This is a genomic window from Sneathia sanguinegens, from assembly GCF_001517935.1.
In the GTDB taxonomy this organism is placed as follows: Bacteria; Fusobacteriota; Fusobacteriia; order Fusobacteriales; family Leptotrichiaceae; genus Sneathia; species Sneathia sanguinegens.
In genome coordinates, this window is the sequence record NZ_LOQF01000002.1 from 149,716 (window position 1) to 168,445 (window position 18,730).

An 18,730-nucleotide genomic window follows, 5' to 3' on the forward strand; every position below is an offset into this window, starting at 1 on the left:
TTCCTCCTACCATCTATATTCCAAGTTTAGTTTTACAGTTGGACTTAAACTTCTAAATCCAAAACTTTTTTCTATATAATCAAATGAATTTTTATCTGGTCTTCCTTCTTTTTGTATTGGATTTATTACTTTTCTTTCAAATTTTAACTTTGTTCCAAAACTTGTACTCAATATTAATTTTTCTATAAATTTATATTTTAATTCAATGCTAGGATTAAGTTCAATACTTCCTCCAACATTATATTTAATATTTCTATAGTCAGATATTTCTGGTTTTACAAGATTAGAAGCTTTTTTATTCAAACCATATGTAGTTAATACATTATTTCTTAAAGCAAATAATTCTAATTTTGTATTAAGATCTACACTAGGTTTTATTGTTAATTTATCATTTAATTTCTTTTCATAACTTAATGTGGTATTAGCTGTAAATCTATTAATTATATATTGAAAATCTGATTTTCCATTAAATATAAATGGAGTATGTTTTCTATGAATAGTTATAATTGACTTTCCTACTTCTTTTCTATCTTGATTTAAATTAACATTAAATTTCATCTTATTTTCAAAACCTAAAGTTGTTTTCAAATTTAAATTTTTTATAGGATCATAATTTAATGTAGCATTCAATTTTAAATTTTCAGTATAATTATCTGCACCAATTACAGTTTTTTCTGATGTTAAATCTAGCTTATTTTTTGCAACAAATTCAAGATTTAACTTGTCATTAATTTTATGATTTACCTTAATATCTGCATCTAATTTGGTATTTGTAACACCTAAATATTTATGTATAATTGGTATTTCAAATTTATTTTCAATTTTACCTTCTAACTTAGTATTTTTATTAAATTCTTTTTTTACACTCAATTTTGTTTCACTTTTTAAATTATGCTTTGCATTCTTTAAATTAGTCAAAAATGGTTGAGTTGTTAGGTCAAATCTATAACCATATCTTCCTTCATATTTTATACCATCTTTATCATAATCTAATTTTAAATTTAAACCTTGTTTTAAATTAGCCCACATTCCTTTATTTGGCATTAGTTTTGAATCTCTTGTATAAAATTTAGCTTCTCTAATTTGAGATTCTACTTCAAGTTCAGGTCCTAATTTAAGTCCATTGTTCAATTCTTTTTCATAAGCAAATTTTACATTTGGTGTTATTAAACTATATATATTTCTTACTTTTGTTTTTTCCTTGCTGCCTTTTTGGAAATAGTGCAACATGTTATTATCAAAACTGAATTTTAAATTTGTCTTTTTATCAACCTTATAAGTTGTTTCAAAATTAAGATTATGTTCTATTCTTTTTACATAATTTTTATCCCAAAAATCTGGATATTCTGGTAATTCAGTTTTAAATGTGTCAAAAGGCTTTGAACCAAAATTCAAATCACAAGTAAAATCATATTTACCAGATAGATTAAACTTATCATTTACATCTCCATCAGCCTTAACATCATATTTAAAGTAAGCTTCATCCTTATCAAAAGTATCTAATTGATTAGCTTTATACTTTATATTTGCGTCAAAATTAACTTTCTTATTAATCTTTCCACTCAAATTTGTATCAAATAGGATATTTCCAGCTATTTGCTTTTGTTCATCTTCAACATATTCTGATACTGTTTTATTATCTTTTTTGAACATATCTTTATCTGGATAATATTCTATCTTTGACTTTGATTTCAAGCCAAAAAATTCTGGTGAAGTATATGATAAATAAAACTTAGACATCAAATCGTGATTTTTATCATGATTTTTATCATCTTTAGAATGTTTTTTATCATTATCCCAATCATTTAGTCTAGCATTACTTCTTTTTGATTTAATTGATCCTCCAAAATCAAGACCATATTCCTTAAATTTCATATTGAAATCTAATAAATTTGCTTCATATAATGTTTTACTATATAAGAAATTAATTTCATCAATATTTTTTTCTTCGTCTTTAACAACAGGAGCAAATTCAGGTTCTATTTTTATACCTGTTTTTACATAGCCTTCATGTGCAAAACCTGCACAAGTAATAAGCGATGCAAGAAATAAAAATGTTTTTTTCATATATGTCCTCCTATACATACTTAATGTTATGTATAATGATATACTTCAAGTCCTTATTTGTCAACAATTTCAACTATATATTTTTTTTATGCTATTATTAATTTTATTTATGTTTCAAATATTTTAAGCTAAATTCGATTATTGTTTAAATAAAGAAAAAGAAAATAAACAAATTAAGTCTATTTTCTTTTTATAATTGTTTGCTTTTTATTTATGCTTTACAATAAAATTTTCAAGTTGTTTTCTATTAGGATAGCCTTCATTATCACCATGAACTTGTACAGCCATAGCACCTATTGCACAAGCTCTTTTAACACAAGAGTGTATATCTAAATTTTCAATAACACCTGAAATTATTCCAACTGCAAAGCCATCTCCTGCACCTACGGTATCTATTACATTTTTCACTTTATATGTTTCAAATTTTTCAATAGCTTTACCTCTTTCTTTAACATAAACAGTTTTAGATCCGTCTTTTATAATAACAATTTTCAATGTATCGCTATTTTTAAAATAGTATTCAAATATTTCTTCCACCTTATTAAGACCTGTCAATTTTCTTGCTTCTTTTAAGCCCGGAAGTAATATACTTGCCTTTAAAGATAAACTATTTATTGTTTTTAACATATATTCTTCACTTTCCCAAAGACTTTCTCTTAAATTAGGGTCAAAACTAAGTAAAATATTTTTTTCTTTTGCTATATCAGTAAGCTTATTTGCTATTTTTTCAGCTTCTTTAGATATACCTGCAAAAATTCCTGTCAAATGTATTAAATCTATTTTTGAAAAATCTATTTTGTCCAATAATGAAATATCATATTTGCTAGCTGCTGAATTTTTTCTATAATATTCTATCCCTGGATCATTATTGCTAACATATTCTTTAAAATAAAATCCAGTTCTATATCTTTTATCAACATTGATATATTTATTATCTATTCCAAATTCTTTAACTTCATTTATAATATATTCTCCAATAAAGTCTTTTCCAACTTGACTTATATAACTAACTTCATGCCCTAATCTTGACAAACCTATTGCAACATTCAATTCTGCTCCAGCTATATATTTTGTAAAATGTTGTGCTTGCGATAAACTCTTATCTAAATCCATGGAAGCAAAAACTACCAAGGGTTCACCTATTGTTAAAACTTTCATTTTTCCTCCTAAAATCATCATATATTTTATTATATTAAATTTTAAAAAGTATTTCAATATTTTTATAACCCGGTTTAGTAAAAGAGTTATAAAAAGCTGACTCTTTTATTGAGTCAGCCTATTTTAGAATTTTTCTCTATTTTCTTTCAAAACCTTTTCAGAATTTTTTAATTTATTCATTTCTTCATCATTTAATTTTAATTCAAGAATTTTTTCAACTCCATTTTTTCCAATTATACATGGTGTTGACAAATAAATATCCTTTAAACCATATTCTTTGTTCAACAAAGTTGAAACCAAGATAATATCTTTTTTATCTTGAGTAATCGCTGTTATTAAATCACATACTGTTGATCCTATACCACATTGTGTATGTTGTTTTCCATCAATAACTCTCCATGCTCTTTCACGAACCTTATTTTCTACAAAATCTCTTGAAAATTCTTTTGGATTTTGTTTTAAATATTCTTCCAAAGTCATATTTTCAACAAATATATTAGACCAAGCTACAAATTGACTTTCACCATGTTCTCCTAATACAACTCCTCTAACTTTCTTAGGATCTATATTAAGAATATTTGCCAAAGTAGTATTAAGTCTTGCTGTATCTAATGCTGTTCCTGCACCTATAACTTTTTCTTGTGGGAATCCACTTGTCTTATACACAAGATATGCCATAAGATCACAAGGATTTGAAACTACTATAAAGAATCCTTTAAATCCACTAGAAACTATTTTTTTAACATAATCTCTTGTTGCATCTTTAAATTTTACCCATTCTAATAGTCTATCTCTTATTCCAGACAAATCTCCAGTAGCTAGAACTACTATATCTCTATCAGCCATATCTTCATAAGTTCCAGCACTCATTTTAACACTATGCGGATAATACTTATTAGCATCTTCTATATCCATCGCTTGAGCATTTGCTTTTGTTTCATTGATATCACAATATTTAATATCATCAACTATACCTAATCTAGCTGCGGTATATCCGACTGCAAAACCTACAGCACCTGCACCTATTATCCCTAATTTAACCAAGACGATCATCTCCTATTTGTATATTTTCGTACCAATAGTATTATACCATATTTTTATGCTAAAGGATCAAAATAGTCTAAAACAATCACATCTTTATCAAAACCAGATTTAAATTCTTCTGATATGTATTTTTTATCAACAACAACGGAATAATTATGGTCATCAAACCACTTATCAGACATTGAGAAAATACCTTTTTTACCTACTTCATCTCCCCAGCTATTTTCTACTTCCCACATTAAAGGTTTAGAATTTTCATCAAGATCAACACCAACAAAGGTCATAGCATGAGTCATATATGCTGAATAATTTACTAATCTATCTTTCTTTGAAAATTCTCCTAATTCTGTCAATGTATTATTATAGTCATATAAATCGCTATCTAATATACCTTTTTTTCTATCGCTGAATCTTCCAACATCACAACCAAACCAAACAGGTGCTCCATCTTTGATTGAAGCTATAGTTGCCTTCTTTAATTCATCCAAAGTTACATTCAAGAAAGTATATGGTCCATGTTCTAATACTGAACATGTATATGGTATTTGATATAGTCTACCTTTTTCATTTTCTTCTCTAGGATCTTGTACCAATTCTACCTTTGCTAAAAGATCATCTTGTGCATATTTTTCCATAAATTCCTTTGGTGTTATATCAGAAATTCTAACAAATTTCTTATCCTTATCTCTATATTCATAAGTGAATTTTTTAGGTGGTAAACCTAGTGCTTTTACACAAATATTGTATACTTGATATAGAGCATCTTCCTTTATTTTTTCAGCTTCTTCTATAGTTTTACTCTTTCTAATTAAACAAGCTGCTTTTTTTAATCTTAAATCTAATACTTCATTTAAAATTGCTGTATCTGATGAGTGATATGTTTCTGGCATAACTTCTTTCGGTACAACTCCATATTTTGTTGCAAGTCCTACAAAGAAATTCCAATATCCTCCATCTTCAGCACCACCATACATAATATGTGCAACTAATCTATCTGTTATAGGCAAATCTTTTGTTTCAATTATGTAATGTAAAAATGTATTAGCCTTTTCTAATTTATCATAAAATTGTAAATATGCTTGTGAAAATTCAAATGTTTCAACATTTAATTTTTCCATTGTTCCAACTCTTAATACATTTAATGCTGAAAACATCCAACATCTTCCTGATCTTTTTTGATTTGTTATTTCACCTTTTTTAGTTTCTGTAGAAAATTCAAATGTATGCTTATTTAATACTTCTTTAACTATACTTGTATCATTAATTCCTACATTAGCTATTGCATTTTTAATGATATTGTTAATTGAATTTTCATTGAATTTTTGTTCAAATTTTTGCAATAAATTATTGTCTATCATTTTACACTTCCTTTCTTAATTGGTTTTATCCATTCACTGTTTAAACCCATTGTATAATTTGAAATAAATTCTTCTTTGAATTCCTTATATCTATTTTCTTTTATTGCTTCTCTAGCTTCTTTAACTAGATTCAATAAAAACCATAAATTATGGTAAGTTGCTAATCTTTGTCCTAAAATTTCATTTGTTTTAAATAAATGTCTTATATATGCCCTTGTATAATTTCTACATACATAATTGTCCGCAACATCAAGTGGTCTTGGATCACGAGAATATTTTTCATTCTTTATTACCAATCTTCCATATTTTGTAAATACTGTACCATGTCTTCCAATTCTTGATGGATGTACACAATCCATCATATCTACTCCATGTTCTATAGCTTCCAACATATCTAGGGGTTCTCCAACTCCCATTAAATATCTTGGTTTATCACTTGGTAATTTTGGTGTAATATGTTTTAAAATTCTATACATATCTTTTGTTGGTTCACCAACTGCAAGTCCACCAATAGCATAACCTGAAAAATCTTCATTATTTTTATATAATTCATCAAGACAATAATCTCTTAAATCTTCATAAATTCCACCTTGAACTATTGCGAATAAGCCTTGCTTATCTTTATTCTTATTTGCTACTATACATCTTCTAGCCCATCTAATTGTTCTATCTATAGAAGGTTGTAAATATTCCCTAGTAGCTAAACCAGGAGGACATTCATCTAAAACCATCATTATATCAGATCCTAAATTATTTTGTATTTCTATAGATTTTTCTGGACTGATAAAATGCTTCGAACCATCTAAATGTGAGCTAAAATATGCTCCTTCTTCTGTTAATTTTCTTCTAAGTGCTAAACTAAATATTTGAAACCCTCCACTATCAGTAAGTATTGGTTTATTCCAATTCATAAATTTATGTAAGCCTCCAAAATCATTTATCAATTCATCTGTAGGTCTTAAATGTAAGTGATAAGTATTTCCTAGTATAATTTGTGCACCTATTTCTTCTAATTCTTCTGGTGTCATAGTCTTTACTGTTGCTTGTGTTCCCACCGGCATAAATATAGGGGTTTCTATATCACCATGTGGTGTATGTATAATCCCAGCTCTAGCATTTCCATTCTTATATTGTATTTCATATTTTATTGGTAACATATTCCTCCTATATTATATCTATTACATCTTTCATTGAAAGTAAATTCTTTTTTAATTTTTCAAAATTTTCTTTGTTTTTTATCAGTATTCTAATATCCATAATTGCATAGCTTTGACCATTTTTCTCTTTTATCTTTGTATTCATATTTATTATATCTAACTTATGTTCATTAATTATTCGCATAATATCATATAACAAACCTTCTCTATTAAGAGATTTTATTAAAAAAGAATATTCATATCTGCAATTTGAATTTTCTAATAATTTTTCATCCCAATAAACTTCTATTTCTCTATTTGGATCTTTTTTTATTAATCTTTTAAGATTTGGGCAAGTCTTATTATGTATAATAATACCCTTTACATTTGTTACATAACCACCAATTTCAACTCCTGGCAAAGGATTACAACATTTTGCAAAAACAAACATTGTATTATCTGAACCTGAAATTTTAACGCCCATCATATTTTCATTTTTATCTGCATATTTATTAGCATTATCTTTTGCTTCTTCAAGAATATTTTCATAGTCTATTTCTTCAGTTTTAGGTTTAAATTTTTGAATAAAATTATTTAAATTCAAACTATTTGTTGCAAATTTATAGTATAAATTTTCTATATTTGGAATATTATATTTTTTCATGTATAGATAAACAATTTTATCTTCTTCTAATTCTTTAAATTTAAGTCCTATTTTTGCGAATTCATTTTCTAATAATTCTTGTCCCTCTTTAACCTTATTTTCAAATTCTAAATCTTTAAACCACTTCTTTATTTTCACCTTAGAACTGTTATTATTGACCATATTAATCCAATCTTTTCCGGGTCCATTAGTAGCTTTAGAAGTTAATATTTCAACCTTATCACCATTTTCTAATTTTTGATCTAAGGGAACTATTTTATCATTTATCTTAGCACCTATAGTCCTATATCCTATTTGTGTATGAACTTGAAATGCAAAATCTAGAGCTGTCGAATTATTAACTAATTCCATAACATCCCCTTTAGGTGTAAATACAAATATGGTTTCATTTAAAACTTCATCTGTAACTTTTTGTGCAAAATTACCATATATTATTTTTTTAACTGCTTGATAATATTTTTCATTCTTATCTTTAGTTTTCTTTTCCTTATATTTCCAATGTGCAGCTACACCTTCTTCTGCTATTTCATGCATAACCTTGGTTCTAATTTGTATTTCTACATTTTGATTTTCAGAATATATTATTGTGGTATGTATTGACTGATATCCATTACTTTTAGGTACAGCAATATAGTCCTTGAATCTACCTGATACAGGAACAAATTTACCATGAACTATACCTAAAACCATATAACATTCTTCAACTTTTTCAACTATAACTCTTATAGCTATTAAATCCATTAATTCAGCAAATTTTTTATTCTTTTCTGTCATTTTTTTATAGATACTATATAAATGTTTCGGTCTTCCTGTTACTTCAGATTTAATATTATTCTTATCTAATTCTAGCTTTATTTTTTCTATAATATCATTAGTTATTCTTATTCTTTCAGCCTTTTTAGTATTAACTAATTCTTTCATTTCATAATATGCTTCAGGATTTAAATATCTAAAACTTATATCCTCTAATTCAGACTTTATCTTAGACATTCCTATTCTATGTGCAATAGGTGCATATACATCTATACATTCTTTTGATTTTTCTATTTGTTTTTCTGGACTTTGATATTTTATAGTTCTCATATTATGAAGTCTATCAGCTAATTTAATAATTACAACCCTGATATCTTGTGACATTGCAACAACCATTTTTCTGATATTTTCTATTTGTTTTCCTTGTTTTTTAGGTAAATTTCTTAATTTTGTAACTCCATCAACTAATAAAGAAACTTCTTTTCCAAAGCTATACTCTATATCTGATAAAGTGATAAGAGTATCTTCTACTACATCATGCAATAAGCCAGCAACTATGGTATCTGTATCCATTTTCAAATCGACCAAAATTTGAGAAACCTCTATAGGGTGTATTATATATTCTTCTCCACTTTTTCTATATTGACCCTTATGTGCTTCCCTAGCTAAAATATATGCTTTCTCTATCTTATTCATATTCAATTCTTTGTTACTTAAACACTTTTCTTTTAAAATTTCATAAGCTTCTTTTTGATCCATAGCATCATTCCTTTATTATAGTTGATATTTCTTCCTTACATTTTTTCATTTTTTCTATATAATATTGTTTACCATTTGGATCATTCAAGGGTATTGAAATACTTATTGCTCCTACAATTTCTCCACTTGAAGTGTGTATTGGCATTCCTATACAGTAAACTTCTAGTTGATATTCTTCATATTCTGTTGAATAACCATTTTTTCTAATTCTTTTTAAATCTTGTAAAAGTGTATCATAATTCACTATTGTTCTTGCTGTATATTTTATAATCTCTGTATCATTCCATATTTTTCTAATTTCATCTTCAGGTAAATTAGCCAAAATTGCCTTTCCCGATGCCGTACAATACATTGGTGCTCTTTTACCTATCTTGGTTACATTCATTAATTTTCCTGAATTTAGTGGTGTATATTTATCAATGTATAAAATTTGTGAACCATCTTGTATAACTAAGTGAATAACACGATCTACTTCATTTGCTAATTTCGTAATAATTCTTTTAGCTTCATTCATAAAATCGAATCTTTGTACTACTCTATTTCCCAATCTAAACATTTTAAATGTTAATGAATATTTTTTATTCTTTAGTTGCTTAACATAGCCATTATCTTTTAATGCCTTTGCAATTCTAAAAGCCGTAGCCTTATTTAAACCAACTTTAGAACTTAAATCTGTCAAGCTTATATTATCTTCTTGTGAAATTACTTCAAGAATATTAAGAGCCCTATCCAAACTTTGTAATGTTGACATAAATATTCACCTCCTTAGTAATATATTATTACAATAACACAAAAATAGTAAAATTGCAATTAAAAAAAGACTGATTACTTTGTAATCAGTCCACTATATTTACTATCTTTTCATATCTATAACCATACGACCTTGTATAGTTCCTGCAGCCATTTCATCAAAAATCTTAGGTGCTTCTTCTATGCTTCTCTTTTGAACTACTGGTACTACCTTTCCTTCAGCTCCAAATTGGAATGCTTCTTCTAGGTCTTTTCTTGTACCAACTAATGAACCTATAATTTGAATTCCGTCTAATACAGTCTTTACTATAGAAACATCCATTGTTTCTGATGGTAAACCAACTGCAACTACTTTACCTCCAGCTCTTACTGAATCTATTGCTTGATTAAATGCAACCTTTGATACAGCTGTAATAACTGATGAATGAGCTCCTCCAACTTTTTCTTGTATATATTTAGCTGGATCAACTTTTTTACCATTTAAAACTATATCTGCTCCACATTCTTTAGCTAATTTTAATTTATCATCATTAATATCTATAGCTATTACATGAGCATTAAATACTTTTTTAGCATATTGAACTGCTAAGTTTCCAAGTCCACCTGCACCATATAAAGCTATCCATTGTCCTGGTTTCAAATCTGCCGCTTTAATTGCTGCATAAGTAGTAACTCCTGCACAAGTTATACTACTTGCTTGAGCTGGATCCAAACCATCAGGAACCTTAATTGCATAATCTGCTGTAACTATACATTCTTGTGCCATACCACCATCTACAGTATATCCTGCATTTTTAACTTTTCTACATAAAGTTTCTCTTCCAGTTGTACAATATTCACAACTTCCACATCCTTCAAAGAACCATGCAATACTTACTCTATCTCCAACCTTAAGTGAAGTAACACCTTCACCTAATTTTTTTACTATTCCTATACCTTCGTGTCCTAATACTGTACCTGCAACATTTCCAAAATCACTATGTGCAACATGTAAGTCAGTATGACAAACACCACAATATTCAACTTCAACTAAAGCTTCACCATACTTCAATTCTCTTAATTGTTTTTCAACAACTTCTACACCATTTCCTTCTTTGTTAACAACTACTGCCTTCATAATAACCTCCTTGTTATTTTTTTAACATACCTTACGACTTAAGTATACCTCGTTCAGTTATTTTGTCAATAGTATAAAATAATAAATAAAAATCAAGGTTTTTTCAACCTTGATTTATTCAGTTCTTTTATTAATAATAACTATTCCTACTATTCCACATATAATCATAATAGCACTTACTATGTATGGCATTTTAAAACCATATATCAATAAATCTTCTGCTCGAAAAGCACTAACAAAAATTCTTATAATTCCATATAAAATCAAATATATCATTGATAATATTCCTCTTTTATACTCTTTTTTTCTAAATACAAACCATATTAATAAAAAGGCTATAAAATTTAATACCAATTCATATAACATTGCAGGATGTAATGGATATGTTGGAAATTCCATTCCGGCTGAAGTATTTTCAGGAAATACTACTCCCCAAGGTACTAATGGTCTATATTTTGCTTGTTCACTTAGGGGCAAACTATTATATAAATTCCACCAAGTAGAAAATTTTCCAGATATTATTACACTCCAAGGTGTAAAAGTCGGAACACCATGTATTTCTCCATTTGCAAAATTTCCAATTCTGCCCAAAGCTTGTCCCAATATTAAAGGACCAACGGACATATCTGTCAATACAAAGAATTTTTTATTATGCATTTTTGAAAAAATTAGAATTGCTATTATTCCACCTATTATTCCACCATGTATAGCAAGTCCACCCTTCCATACCATAGGTATTTCATAAAGCATTTTAGAATAATAGTCCCATTTTAAAATTACATAATATATTCTTGCTCCTATAAGACCAGAAAATAGAGTTATAAAAGCAAAATCTTCTATTTGTTTGTTATCTGTTATGCCACGTTTTTTTGCAAGCTTATCATGTTTAGCCAAAAATATTGCTATAAAAAGAGCTAAAATATACATTAAGCTATACACTCTTAATTCAAAATTTCCAACTTTAAATAAATATGGTCTCATTTTCACCACCTAACTTCTTAATAAACATTATAGCTTTCTTTTCTAAAGCCATTAATTTTTTCGATAATTTTTTTTGCATCAATATCGCCATTTGAACTTGCTTTTTCAAGCCATACAATTGCTTCTTCATATTTGTATAAATTAACATAGCACACACCTATACTTGTAGCTAATTCTTTTTTACCTTTTTTATATTCTTCTATTAAATAAGGAATAGCTTTTGCATATTTTTTATTATTAAAATATATTACGCTTAATTCATAATTAGCATCTTTGTTCCCCTCATATTTTGAAATTTCTAACCAATTTACAGCTTCATTAATGTTTTTTTGTTTTAAATAAAGAGAAGCTATATTATGTCCTAATTCTTTCACACCTTTTTTATATGCTTTTTTAAAATAGTTTATTGCTTGATTTGAATTAGAATTTTCATAAGCTTCTAAGCCCTTTTTATATAAATATATACCTTCAAACTTATCTCTTTCTTTTTTCGATTTTAATTTAGGTATAAGTTTTTCTAATTCATCAGTCTTATTTTCATTTATATATTGCGTTATTTTATTTAATACAACTTCTTGAACATTATTTTTTATAGCTAAATCTATATATTTTTCTTTTTCATCATTCATATTTAATTTTTCATAAACTTTAAGCACATATCTTATATCTTTATTACTACCTTTTTTTGCCTTTTTTTGGGCAATATAAAAACTAATAGGATCTATATTAGCTTTTTCAAGTATAAGCGTCATCTTATCTTTTGGTTTTTCAAAAGGCTTATCTTCTTTTATATTTTCTTCTTCAGAAAATATATTATTACCTAAAGTTTTATCATTATCATTATTTCTTATTATTTCAACTGGAACTACCTCTGTAGTATCACTTGGTAAGTCCTTTTTTTCATCATATTTTTCACAAGAAATAAATAAAGAAAAGAAAATTAATATAAATATATTTTTCATTTTTGAACCTTTTTTATTATTTCATTTATAATAACCGGAATTAAAACAAATATAACTACTATATCAAAATCAAAAATTGTTAATTTTGTAACACAGAATGCCTTTGCTAATAATGGAGTTGCTGTTAGCATTAATTGCAATGCTACCCCAACTATCAATGATAAATTTAAATATTTATTTTTAAATATTCCTACTTTTATCAGATTTTCTTTTTCACTTCTCATTGTAAATGCATAGCATAATTGAGAAATTGTTAATACTATAAAGGCCATTGTTCTAGCATATGCTAAGTGAGCTTCTGGTATGCTATTAATATCAATAATTGTAAATAAATTAATACCTTTTTCTTTTAAGCCTATGTAAAATGCAAGTAGAGTTAAAAATCCTATAGTAAAGCCTCCTATTATAGCTCTTATACCTGAACCATGAGAAAAGAAATTTTCATCTTGTGGTCTTGGTTTTTCTTGCATAACATCAGTAGATGCTGGATCAACACCTAAAGCTAAGGCTGGCAAAGTATCTGTAACCAAGTTAATCCATAATAATTGTGTAGCAATTAAAGGTAGAGGCCATCTAAATATTGTTGCAACTAAAATGGTCATAACTTCTCCCAAATTACAAGTTAATAGAAAAATAATAGCTTTCTTTATATTATTATATATATTTCTACCTTCTTTTATAGCAGTTACTATTGTTGTAAAATTATCATCTGTTAATATCATATCACTAGCACCTTTTGAAACATCTGTACCTGTTATTCCCATTGCAACTCCTATGTCTGCAACCTTTAAAGAGGGAGCATCATTAACTCCGTCCCCTGTCATAGATACAATATTTCCACCCTTTTTCAATGCTCTTACTATCTTAACCTTATGCTCAGGTGAAACTCTTGAATATACTCTATATTTTTTTACTATATCCACTAATTCATCATCTGTATATTTATCTAACTCTTGTCCCAAACAACATTCTTCAATTTTTGTAGCAATTCCTAATTGCTTTGCAATCGCAAAAGCTGTATTTTTGTGATCTCCTGTTATCATTATAACAGTTATACCTGCTTTTTTAGCTTCATTAATTGAAGCCTTTACTTCTTCTCTTGGTGGGTCTATCATTCCAACTATACCCACTAAAACTAAATCTTTTTCAAAATCTTCACTATTTATTTGCTTATCAACAATTTTATAAGCACAGGCAAGAACTCTAAGTGCTTTATTAGACATTTCATTTGCTTTGTCTAATATTTCTTTTTTATATTCTTCAGTTAATTCTTCTTCTTTTCCATTTTTTATAATATACTTACACTTTGTTAATAAATTATCTAATGCTCCTTTTACATTTACCTTATAAGCCACATCATTTTTTGTAAGGGTTGAAGCCATTTTTCTTTCTGAATCAAAAGCAAATTCATCTATTCTTTTTTCAACATTTTCTAATTCATCCTTAAAAATTCCATGCTTCATACCATAAGCTATAAGTGCTACTTCAGTAGGATCACCAAATTCTTTCCCATTATTTTCTATTCTTGCATCAGATGAAAGTATCATTGTTTTTATAAGCAACTCTTTTTTTCCATCAAAAGTATAATCTTTTAACACTGTCATTTTATTTTGAGTCAAAGTTCCAGTTTTATCTGAACAAATATAATTAACAGAACCTAAAGTTTCTACTGCAGGCATTTTCTTTATTATTGCATTTTTCTTAGACATTCTAGTTACACCCAAGGCTAATACAATAGAAATTATTGCAACTAAACCTTCCGGTATCGCCGCTACTGCTAAACTAATTGATGTAATTAGCATAGTTACGATATCTCTTTTTTGAAAAATACCTATAATAAAAATAAAAACACAAATGCTTATTGCAATATATCCCAAGTATTTCCCTAACTTATTCATCTTTTTTTGCAAAGGTGTTTGTTCTTCTTCAACTTGCAATAATTTTGCAATTTTACCTATTTCTGTATCACAACCAGTAGCACAAACAACTCCTTTTGCTCTTCCATAACTAACTAAAGTTGACATAAATGCCATATTAGTTCTATCAGCTATTTGAGTATTTTCATCTAAAATTCCCTCTGCATTTTTTTCTGCAGGAACTGATTCTCCAGTAAAACTACTTTCTTCAATTTTTAGATTCATTGTTTCTATTAATCTTAAATCTGCTGGAACAATTCTACCTGCTTCTAATAAAACTATATCCCCAATAACTAAATATCTTGATTCTATTTCTTCCATTACACCATTTCTTAAAACTATAGCCTTTGGATTAGTCATTTCTTTTAATGCTTGCAAGGCTTTTTCAGCCTTTAATTCTTGCATAAGTCCTACTACAGCATTAATCATTACAACAATAAGGATAATAATCGCATCAGTAAATTCTTTATTTACAATAATAGTTACTAAAGCCGATACCAATAAGACATAAATCATTACATCATTTATTTGTTCAAATAAAAGTTTTAATATTGATTTTTTCTTTTCATCTTCTAATTTATTTTCCCCATTTTTTTCTAAACGAGCTTTTGCTTCTTTTTGTGTTAAACCATTAATATCATCAGTTTTCAATAATTCTAAGCACTTTCTTATATCTAAATTAAAGTATTTCAAATATTCCCTTCTTTCTTAGACTAAATTTAAAATTTCTAAAGCTACAGCTGGAATTAATAAAAGTGTAGTTATTCCTAAAAAATTAGGTAAAATTAAAATCAAAACCAAGCCTGTAAATTTTGAATAAACAAGTAACTTTCCTAATTTATTTTCTACTATTTCTCCCTTGCTTAATTTTATAGCTTCTCTACCACTTCTAATAAATTCAAAGGCTATTAATATTAAAAATATAAATAACCATACCTTTCCTATTGATACTAAAGCTAATAAAAGACCATATATAACAAGAGTATCATTAAGGTCATATAAAATTTTATCATAGATATTAGTAATATCTCTTCTTAAAAATTTAATATCTTCTAATATACAAATTGCAAAAACATATAAAGCATATATGCAGGTAAAAAATGAAGTTACATATCCAACTACAAATATAGACCCAAAAGTAGATAAAACTATCATAAATAAAGGCAACAATATTATACTTATTATTTTAAATATTCTACTACTCATCGTATCCCTCCTTCAATTCTTCAACTGCTTTCAAGTGATATTCTACTCCCGAATAAACTGTCAATATTAAACCTGGGATTATTAAAATATCATTTAATATTTTCATAAATGTAAAGTCTGGGATTATTAAAATAATAGCTATTGTTATCATTATAACTACAGTCTTTATTTTACCTATTTTTGCCGCTGGTAAAACTCCACAACCTTTTTTTACTAATTGTATTCTTTCATAAGTCACTAATATTTCTCTAAGTAACATAATGAATACTAATAATACTGACATCTTATCATATTTAACTAATACAAATAAAAAGGTAAATGTAATTAATTTATCAGCTATTGGATCCATCATTTTTCCAAAATCTGTAATAGTATTAGTTTCTCTAGCTATTTTTCCATCGTAATAATCAGAAGCACAGGCTATAGCAAAAACTATCAAAGCTAATATTGAACTAAAAATATTCCACCCTGTTTGAATTCCATATAATGTATAAAATTTCAAGGAACTAAGAATTAAAAAGGGTACAATTAAAATCATTCTTAAACAAGTTAATTTATTTGACAGATTCATCATTTTGCTCCTTTCCAACCTTTTTCATACTTAAACTAAATTTATCATTATCTATACTTATAACCTTAACAGTAATAATTTGACCTTCTTTTAATACATCTTCCACATTTTTCACACGCTTATCTGATATTTCAGATATATGTAAAAGTCCTTCTTTACCTGGTGCAATTTCAACAAAAGCTCCAAATTTCGCTAATTTAGTAATCTTTCCTTCATATTCCTTATTAAGTTCTATTTGCATTGTTTGTTTTTTTACTAAATTCAAGGCCTTATTCATCATTTCCATATCTTTACCAAAAATTGTAACTCTTCCATCATCTTCTATATTAATTTCAACCTTTGTTTCTTCTATAATTGCTTTTATAGTTTTACCTGCAGGTCCTATTAATACTGCTATAGTACTTGGGTCTATTCTTAAATTAATAATTTTTGGTGCATTTTTAGATAATGCTTTTCTTGGTTCAGGAATTTCAGCTTCCATAATATCAATAATTTGAAATCTTGCTTTATGAGCTTGTTTTAAAGCTATATCCATAATTTCTTTTGTAATACCTTTTATCTTTATATCCATTTGTATAGCTGTTATACCTTTTTTTGTACCTGCTACTTTAAAGTCCATATCTCCTAAGTGATCTTCTAAACCTTGTATATCTGTTAAAATTGTATACTCATTTTCTTCTTTAATAAGTCCCATTGCTATACCTGCAACTGTTCCTTTAATTGGAACTCCTGCTGCCATAAGAGCAAGACAACCTCCACAAATTGAAGCTTGTGAAGATGAACCATTAGATTCTGTTATATCTGATACAACCCTAACAGTATATGGAAATTCTTCTTCACTAGGCATAACAACTTTTAAAGCTCTTTCTGCTAAATTTCCATGTCCTATTTCTCTTCTTCCAGGAGCTCTCATAAAGCCTGCTTCTCCAACTGAAAATGGTGGGAAATTATAATGTAAAATAAATTTCTTTCTTTTTTCTTCATCCAATCCATCTACTATTTGTTCATCATCCTTTGAACCCAAAGTGACAGTAGCTAATGATTGAGTTTCACCTCTAGTAAATAATGCTGACCCATGAGGTATAGGTAAAATATCTACTTGTGCATTTATAGGTCTAATTTCATCTACTTTTCTTCCATCTGGTCTATACTTATCATAAATAATTAGATTTCTAACTATAGTTTTTTCCATTTCATGATAGTATTTATGAAATTCTGTTTCATAATAATTAATATCTTTTTTATCTTCAACAGCTAACATTTCTTCTATTAATTCTGAAATTTCTTTTTGCTTTGTACTTTCAATAATTAATTCTCTTGCAATTTTTTCTTTAAAAATTTCTAATAATTTTTCTTCTAATTCATCTACTGCTGCTTGTTTTTCTAACTTACCTGGAACTAAAATTGCTGCTTTTAAATCTTTATTATATTCATTTAAAAATTCAACTACTTTTTCATCATAAGTAACTTCTTTAATTTCCATTTTTTCATTACCTATTTCTGAAATAATTTGTTGTTCTTGTTTACAAATTTCTTTTATTTTTTCATGACCAAACATAATTGCATTTAACATTTGTTCTTCTGTAACTTCATTTGAACAAGCTTCTACCATAGTTATTGCATCTTCTGTCCCTGCAACTGATAAATAAATATCACTTTTATCTTGTTCTTCTTTTGTAGGATTTAATACATATTCTCCATTTATATATGCAACTGTTACCCCAGCAACAGGTCCATAAAATGGTATGTCAGAAATACCTAATGCTAATGATGCTCCTATAGTTGCAAGATTTTCTGGCATATTAATTCCGTCATATGATACTGTGTTTATAACAACATGTACTGCATTCAAGAAACCTTCAGGGAATAAAGGTCTTATTGGTCTATCTACTAATCTTGATATTAATATTTCTTCTGTTGATGGTTTTGATTCTCTTTTTACAAAGCCCCCTGGGAATTTACCTGAAGCATAGAATTTTTCAATATAATCTACTGTTAATGGGAAAAAATCTTGTCCTTTTTTCACATCTTTTGATCTTGTTGCAGTAACTAAAACTGTAGTTTCTCCACAAGTTAATAAAACTGCTCCAGAAGCTTGTCTAGCTATCTTACCAGTGTTTACATATAGTGTTTTTTCTCCTAATTTAATTTCAAATGTTTTTTCTTTTTCAAACATAATTACCTCCTAAATATAGAGCGTAGTAAATAATATTGCAAGCCTTTATTTAAAAGGATTCCAAAATTACTTACTACTTAACGCTCTTATTTTTTATTCTACCACATTTTAA

General features: G+C 27.3%; 14 protein-coding genes. All 14 read right to left on the bottom strand.

Features of this window, described 5'->3' with window-relative positions:
• Positions 1-6 precede the first annotated feature (6 nt).
• Entirely contained in the window at positions 7-2,067 is a 2,061-nt protein-coding gene (locus AWT65_RS01665) for a hypothetical protein (protein WP_066728711.1), read from the bottom strand.
• Between the two features lie 207 nt (positions 2,068-2,274).
• The gene (locus AWT65_RS01670; RefSeq protein ID WP_066728713.1) at positions 2,275-3,225 is read right to left on the bottom strand and encodes a sugar kinase; all 951 of its coding nucleotides are present in this window, start codon (positions 3,223-3,225) and stop codon (positions 2,275-2,277) included.
• A gap of 123 nt (positions 3,226-3,348) precedes the next feature.
• On the bottom strand, positions 3,349-4,269 hold the full coding sequence (locus AWT65_RS01675; RefSeq protein ID WP_198142932.1) for an L-lactate dehydrogenase: 921 nt from the start codon (positions 4,267-4,269) through the stop codon (positions 3,349-3,351).
• Positions 4,270-4,322: 53 nt separating this feature from the next.
• Complete coding sequence (locus tag AWT65_RS01680; protein ID WP_066728718.1) at positions 4,323-5,627, bottom strand: C1 family peptidase; 1,305 nt, start codon at positions 5,625-5,627, stop codon at positions 4,323-4,325.
• Positions 5,624-6,784, bottom strand: a complete 1,161-nt coding sequence (tgt, locus tag AWT65_RS01685; RefSeq protein ID WP_066728719.1) for a tRNA guanosine(34) transglycosylase Tgt — start codon at positions 6,782-6,784, stop codon at positions 5,624-5,626. The genes AWT65_RS01680 and tgt overlap by 4 nt, the downstream gene beginning before the upstream one ends.
• Before the next feature lie 7 nt (positions 6,785-6,791).
• Positions 6,792-8,939 carry a RelA/SpoT family protein gene (locus AWT65_RS01690; RefSeq protein ID WP_066728720.1) on the bottom strand — a complete coding sequence of 716 codons (2,148 nt, stop codon included), beginning with the start codon at positions 8,937-8,939 and terminating at the stop codon, positions 6,792-6,794.
• 4 nt (positions 8,940-8,943) lie between these two features.
• Positions 8,944-9,690, bottom strand: coding sequence for an IclR family transcriptional regulator (locus AWT65_RS01695; RefSeq protein ID WP_066728723.1), 747 nt, complete (start codon positions 9,688-9,690; stop codon positions 8,944-8,946).
• A gap of 102 nt (positions 9,691-9,792) precedes the next feature.
• The gene (adhP, locus tag AWT65_RS01700) at positions 9,793-10,806 is read right to left on the bottom strand and encodes an alcohol dehydrogenase AdhP (RefSeq protein WP_066728725.1); all 1,014 of its coding nucleotides are present in this window, start codon (positions 10,804-10,806) and stop codon (positions 9,793-9,795) included.
• A 114-nt stretch (positions 10,807-10,920) separates the two neighbouring features.
• Positions 10,921-11,787, bottom strand: a complete 867-nt coding sequence (gene lgt / locus AWT65_RS01705; RefSeq protein WP_066728727.1) for a prolipoprotein diacylglyceryl transferase — start codon at positions 11,785-11,787, stop codon at positions 10,921-10,923.
• 17 nt (positions 11,788-11,804) lie between these two features.
• The gene (locus AWT65_RS01710) at positions 11,805-12,749 is read right to left on the bottom strand and encodes a tetratricopeptide repeat protein (protein ID WP_066728729.1); all 945 of its coding nucleotides are present in this window, start codon (positions 12,747-12,749) and stop codon (positions 11,805-11,807) included.
• Positions 12,746-15,358 carry a calcium-translocating P-type ATPase, PMCA-type gene (locus AWT65_RS01715; protein ID WP_198142933.1) on the bottom strand — a complete coding sequence of 871 codons (2,613 nt, stop codon included), beginning with the start codon at positions 15,356-15,358 and terminating at the stop codon, positions 12,746-12,748. The genes AWT65_RS01710 and AWT65_RS01715 overlap by 4 nt, the downstream gene beginning before the upstream one ends.
• 15 nt (positions 15,359-15,373) lie before the next feature.
• Positions 15,374-15,871 (bottom strand): hypothetical protein, encoded by a 498-nt coding sequence (locus AWT65_RS01720; protein ID WP_066728731.1) that lies wholly within the window; start codon positions 15,869-15,871, stop codon positions 15,374-15,376.
• On the bottom strand, positions 15,864-16,445 hold the full coding sequence (gene pgsA, locus AWT65_RS01725) for a CDP-diacylglycerol--glycerol-3-phosphate 3-phosphatidyltransferase (protein ID WP_083497785.1): 582 nt from the start codon (positions 16,443-16,445) through the stop codon (positions 15,864-15,866). Before pgsA ends, AWT65_RS01720 begins: the two co-directional genes overlap by 8 nt.
• Positions 16,426-18,618: a polyribonucleotide nucleotidyltransferase gene (gene pnp, locus AWT65_RS01730; RefSeq protein ID WP_066728735.1), complete on the bottom strand. Its 2,193-nt coding sequence runs from the start codon at positions 18,616-18,618 to the stop codon at positions 16,426-16,428. Before pnp ends, pgsA begins: the two co-directional genes overlap by 20 nt.
• Positions 18,619-18,730: the final 112 nt, after the last annotated feature.